At 68.3% G+C, this 5,516-nt stretch carries 2 protein-coding genes; both read left to right on the top strand.

Annotated features, from left to right (window positions below; translation table 11 throughout):
* A partial coding sequence (locus tag FS787_RS17835) for an Ig-like domain-containing protein (protein WP_144674633.1) occupies nt 1-5,100 on the top strand: 5,100 nt, incomplete at its 5' end.
* 183 nt (nt 5,101-5,283) lie between these two features.
* Nucleotides 5,284-5,516: hypothetical protein (locus FS787_RS17830; protein ID WP_395940368.1), on the top strand; the 233-nt coding region annotated here is incomplete at its 3' end.

Below are 5,516 nucleotides of genomic sequence, written 5' to 3'. Positions count from 1 at the left end.
GATGTGAATTCCGGCAATGTGTGGCTGGTGAACCAGAACATGCAGCTGGTCAACAACTGGGACGACGTCATCCCGCCGCAACAGACCTCCGACGACGCGGACAAGGACTCCGCCGACGAGGTCCAGCAGACCGTGCTTCCGGACCGCACCAAACCCAACAGTGCGCCTGTCGCCAAACCCGACACCTTCGGTGTCCGCGCCGGCAAGACCACCATCCTGCCCGTCCTGGACAACGACACCGACCCGGACGGTGACATCCTCACCGTCCGCAGCCCGGACCCGCTCACCTCCGGGCTCCTCGCGCCGATCTACGGCGCCACCGGCTTCCAGGTCAGCGTCGGGGACGACAAAGCCGGATCGGAAACGTTCAAATACACAGTGGACGACGGCCGCGGACTCTCCGCCACCGCCGACGTCACCCTCAACATCGTTCCGCCGGGGGAGAACTCCGCCCCGCGGCAGAAACCCAACCGCAACACCACCCTCGTTGTGCAGTCCGGCAAGGTGGTCAGCCAGAACATCCTCACCGACTGGACCGACCCCGACGGCGACGACCTGTTCGTCGTTGGCGCGGCCAGCAGCGACCCCCGCGACCAGGTCAAGGTCCGGCCCGACGGTCTCCTCAGCTTCCAGGACGCCGGCTCCGAGCCCGGCCGCAAGACCGTCACCGTCACGGTCTCGGACGGACGCTCCACCGCAGACGGCAAGGTCACCGTGGACGTCCGCGCCCCGGGCGCCCTGCCCCCGATCGCCAACGCGGACCACGTGGTCGCCGTCGCCGGGGTGAACACGGTCATCACTCCGCTCAAAAACGATTCCGACCCGCAGGGCGGCGCCCTCCGCCTCGCCCAGGTCACCCCGGACGGCAACTCGACCGCCACGATGGGCGCGGACCAGCAGACCTTCACGTTCAACTCCACCGCCGTGGGCGCCCACTACGTCACCTACCTCGTCACCAACGGCCCGGCCAGCGCCCAGCAGCTGGTCCGGGTCGACGTCGTCCCCGGCGGCGGGGACGGCGCACCGGTGGCTGTCCGCGACACCGCCCTTCTCCCCAGCGGCGGCAGCGTCCTGGTGGACGTCCTCGGCAACGACTCCGACCCGTCCGGCGGGGTCCTGGTGGTGCAGTCGGTGACTGCCGCTGACGGCCTGCCCGTGAGTGTTTCCGTCCTGGACCACTCCGTGGTCCGGATCACCGACATCCGTGCGCAGGGCCAGCTCAGCGTCAAATACACCATCTCCAACGGCAAGTCCTCCGCGAGCGGGGAAATCGCCGTCCTGGTGGTCCCCGCGCCCGCCAAACTGCAGGCGCCACAGGCCAAACCGGACGAGGCAACGGTGCGCGCCGGGGACGTCGTCACCATCCCGGTACTGGAGAACGACACCGACCCCAACGGCGGCAAGCTCAGCCTGGAACCGGTGCTGGCCCAGCAGCCCGACGCCGCCGACGGCCGGATGTTCACCGCGGGAGGCTCCCTGCGCTTCATCGCGGGCGACGTCCCGAAGACCGTCTACGCCATTTACAAGGTCACCAACGCCTCCGGACAATCGGACTCCCAGCAGGTCACCATCCGCATCCGGGCCCGCGACGACGAACGCAACACCCGCCCGGAACCGAAAAACCTCACCGCCCGCGTGGTGGCCGGCATGACCGTGCGCATCCCCGTGCCGCTCGACGGCGTCGACACCGACGGCGACTCCGTCCAGCTGACCGGCGTGGACAAGGCCCCCGCCATGGGCACCGCCGTGGTCAAGGATGGCTATCTAGAATTCACCGCCGCCGGAAACGGCGCCGGAACGGACACGTTCAGCTACCGTGTCCGGGACCGGATCGGCGCTGAAAACACCGGGACCGTGATCGTCGGCATCGCCCCGCAGGAAGCCAACAACCAGAAACCCATCGCCGTGGACGACGCCGTGGACGTCCGGCCCGGCCGCAAAGTCGCCGTCGAGGCCCTCCAGAACGACTCGGACCCGGACGGCGACCCGATCAGCCTGGTCGGCAACGCCTTCGAAGCGCGCCCCGAACTCGCGGTCGAAACGGCCGACGGCGGCAAGGTGCTCCTCACTGCCCCCGCCACCGCCGGCAACGAGAGCATCAGCTACAAGATCCAGGACGACAAAAAGGCCCAGGGCAGCGCCGTGATCCGGGTCCGGATCAGTCCGGACGCCGCGTTGAAGCTGCCCCTGGCCAAGGACGATGTGGTCACCCCCGCGGAGACGCTGGGCAAGTCCGCCGTCGACGTCCCCGTCCTGAAGAACGATTCCGATCCCGACGGCGTCGCCGCCGATCTGAAGATCAGCCTGCCCGACGGCAACCCGAATGCCCGCGCGGGCGGCGGCAGTGTCCGGGTGACCCTCGCGCCCGAGGACCAGCTGGTCCCGTACACCGTCACCGACGTCGACGGCCAGAGCGCGACGGCGGTCATCTGGGTCCCCGGGCAGGGCGAACAGCACCCGACGCTGGCCACGGCGGAGGTCGTCGAAGTGATGGCCGGCAAGCAGATCGACCTGGACCTGAATGACTACGTCCGGGTCAGGGAAGGCCGCACCCCGCGGATCACCCAGGTGGACAAGGTCCGGGTACAGGGCGCCGATCCGCAGAACGTGGTGGCCGGGAACGGCAGCGCGCTGCGCTACGCCGCGCTCAAGGACTACGTGGGCCCCGGCTCCGTCACGTTCGAAGTGACCGACGGCGCCGGTCCGGACGACCCGCAGGGCCTCAAGTCCACCCTCAGCATCATCACCAGGGTCATCCCCGATCCGAACGCCAATCACCAGCCGACGTTCAGCGGCGCCACCCTGGAGGTGCCCACGGCCGAGTCCGCCACCCTGGACTTGGCCAACCTGGCCAAGGACGTGGACTCCGGGGACCAGGAGAAGCTCAGGTTCGAGCTGGACGGCACCCTGCCCGAGGGCTTCAAAGCCACCCTGGACGGTGCCACCCTGAAAGTCACCGCCGACTCCGCCAGGGCTGCCGGCTGGAAAGGCAGCATCCCGCTCAAGGTCACCGACGGCCGCTCCGAGCCGGTCAAGGCCAGCATCGCGGCAACCGTTGTTGCGTCCACCAGGCCGCTGCCGGTCGCGAACGAGGACGTGATTGAGAAAGCCAACGCCGGCAAGACCGAAACGATCAACGTGCTCGCCAACGACTTCAACCCCTTCAGCGAGACCCCGCTGAGAATTGTGTCCGCCACGGTGGAAACCGGCTCCGCCGCCGGACAGCCCGCCGTAGCCGGCGACTCGATCACGGTCACCCCGGCCGGAGGCTTCAAGGGCGTGATGGTGCTCCGCTACACCGTGATGGACAAGACCGGCGACGTCTCCCGGCAGACCGACGGCCGGGTCCGGATCACGGTCCGGGACAAGCCCGATGCGCCCTCGGCACCGGCTGCCACGGACGTGCGCAGCCGGACCGCGGTGCTCAAGTGGGCTCCGCCGTCGGACAACGGCGCCACCATCAGCAAGTACACCGTGCGCTCCAACGGGTTCAGCCAGGACTGCGCCACCACCACCTGCACCCTCAGCGGACTGACCAACGACGTCAAGTACGTCTTCACGGTGACCGCCACCAACGAGGTGGGGGAGTCCGTGCCGTCGCCGGCCTCCAACGAAATCCGGCCGGATGAGAAGCCCTCGCCGCCGGAGTCACCCACGGTCAAGGCCGGGGACAAGAACATGGTCATCACCTGGCCCGCGGCGAAGACCGAAGGCTCGGCCGTGAAGAACTACAACCTGGAGATCTCCCCGCCGCCGGCCACCGGCATCGCCGTGAAAAACGGTGTGGCCGGCCTGAGCTACACGTGGCCCGGACTGACCAACGGCGTGCGGTACAAAGTCCGTGCCCAGGCCGTCAACGAACTTGGCCCCTCAGAATGGGGAGCCTACTCGGCCGAGGACAACCCGGCCGGTGTTCCCGCCGCCCCTGCCGCCCCGACGACGGCGGTGGCCTCCTCCGTGGGGACCTCCAACCAGCTCCAGGTGAACTGGAACGAGCCGGACACCAACGGCGACGCCATCAAGAACTACTACGTCACCATGAGCGGCGGCGGTGGCACCACCCAGACCCAGATGGTCGCCGGGACGGTGCGGACCGCCAACTTCACCGCCAACAACTCCGAAGCCGGGTATACGTTCACGGTCCAGGCCGAGAACAAAGCGGGCAAAGGCACGGTCAGCGCCGCCTCGGCCCCCCGCCGCGCCACCGGCAAACTCGGCCAGGTCTCCGGCGTCAGCGCCACGGCGGCGGACACCGGCGGTGCGGGCCAGGCCCTGGTCATCAACTTCCGGGAACTGGATGCCGCCGGACGCAACGGATCCCAGCCCGGCGAGGTCAGCTACACCTACTATGCGAGCCCCGGCGGGAAGACCGGCGCGATCCGTCCGGGCCAAAAGGTGGGCGGGTTCACCAACGGTGCCCCCACCACAGTCACCGTGACGGCCAACTCGAGCGTCGCGCCGAGCTCCGACGCCAGCGCCGGGGCCACTGCCACGCCGCACGGGTCACCCGGCACACCGTCCGCCTCCGGACAGGACGGGGCTGAAAACCAGAAGAACCTCAGCTTCAGCTGGAGCTCCCCGTCTGCAACCACCAACGACGTTGCCTACACCCAGATCAGCCTCGACAACGGAGGCTGGGAACGCGTGCCCGCCGCGGGAAGCCGGACCATCAACACCGGAGGCTTCAGCGAAACGCACTCCATCCGGGTCCAGACGGTCAATTCCCTCGGCACCGGCGGGCCGATTGCCTCGGCCTCCGCCCGGTCCGGGACCGAAAAGACCCGTTGGACTACCCGGCTCAACAGCGGCATGGACCGCAGCTGCACCGACCTGCCCGGACCCACGTCCTACGATCCGGTGGCCCATACCTGCGACGGCCAGAGCGGCTACGACCGGCCGTGGATGTCCCACTACGACACCTTCGACATCATGTGCTGGAAGCCCCACGGCACCACGTACGGCGGCGACGGTCAGTGGTACTACATCACGCGCGGCTCGCCGAACCAGACGCGGTGGATCAATTCCACCCACACCTCGATTGGCCCGCCCGCGCAGAGCGGTGTGCCGAACTGCACCTTCCCGGTCGGAGCGACGCCATAGCCGCCCCGGCCCCCGGGTGCGCCCCGGCCGACGGGCAGACCTGCCCATCGCGCACCTGCGGACATTTCGGTAGGCTGTCGCGGGAACTGAGGGCCTTGTCTCGGGCCCACCACGGTCATCACGACGCCATCCTGAAGGAAATCTGAAGCTGTGACACGTCTGCTCGCCACGCTGGGGTCCAAAATGCTGGGGTCCAAAAAGCCGGGATCCAAAAAGCCGCGTCCCACCAGCGCCGGCTCCATCAAACGGCACAAGAAGCTCATCGCCGGCACCGCCATCGCCTCCGCGGCCGCGGTGCTGGTGACCGCTGCCATCATTTATCCGGGGTTTAAGACGGCTGAGGTGGAGTTGAATGATGGCGGGGTGTGGGTGGTGTCGAAGTCGAAGAATGCGGTGGGGCGGTTGAATTATCCGTC

Source organism: Arthrobacter sp. U41 (assembly GCF_007679325.1).
Classification (GTDB): domain Bacteria; phylum Actinomycetota; class Actinomycetes; order Actinomycetales; family Micrococcaceae; genus Arthrobacter.
Note: the sequence above shows the minus strand (reverse complement) of the source record. Positions and strands in the feature narration are given on the sequence as shown.